Here is a 315-nt window from a genome sequence, read left to right as displayed (position 1 = left end):
GAGTTGCTGACCGAACAGCAACCGTGGCCGGTGGTGGACCGGCCGTGGCGGGCAGGTGTCTCCTCGTTCGGAGTCAGCGGTACCAACGCCCACGTGATCCTGGAGCAGGCTCCTGAACTTGAATCGGCCTCCGATGTGGTTACTGCTCCGTCGGTGGTGCCGTGGGTGTTGTCGGCGCGGTCGGAGTCGGGGTTGCGGGAGCAGGCGCGGCGGCTTGCGGCACACGTGGAAGCCGATGCGGGGCTGGGCCTGGTGGAGGTGGGTGCGGCACTGGTGTCGACCCGGGCGAGTCTGGAGCATCGTGCGGTGGTTCTG

At 68.3% G+C, this 315-nt stretch carries 1 protein-coding gene; it reads left to right on the top strand.

From position 1 onward, the window contains the following. On the top strand, nt 1–315 hold a 315-nt coding region (locus ACLZOT_RS51340), incomplete at both ends, for a ketoacyl-synthetase C-terminal extension domain-containing protein (protein ID WP_416976162.1).

The organism is Streptomyces sp. 4F14, assembly GCF_048159485.1.
GTDB lineage: Bacteria > Actinomycetota > Actinomycetes > Streptomycetales > Streptomycetaceae > Streptomyces.
This window is presented reverse-complemented; position numbering and strand designations above follow the sequence as displayed.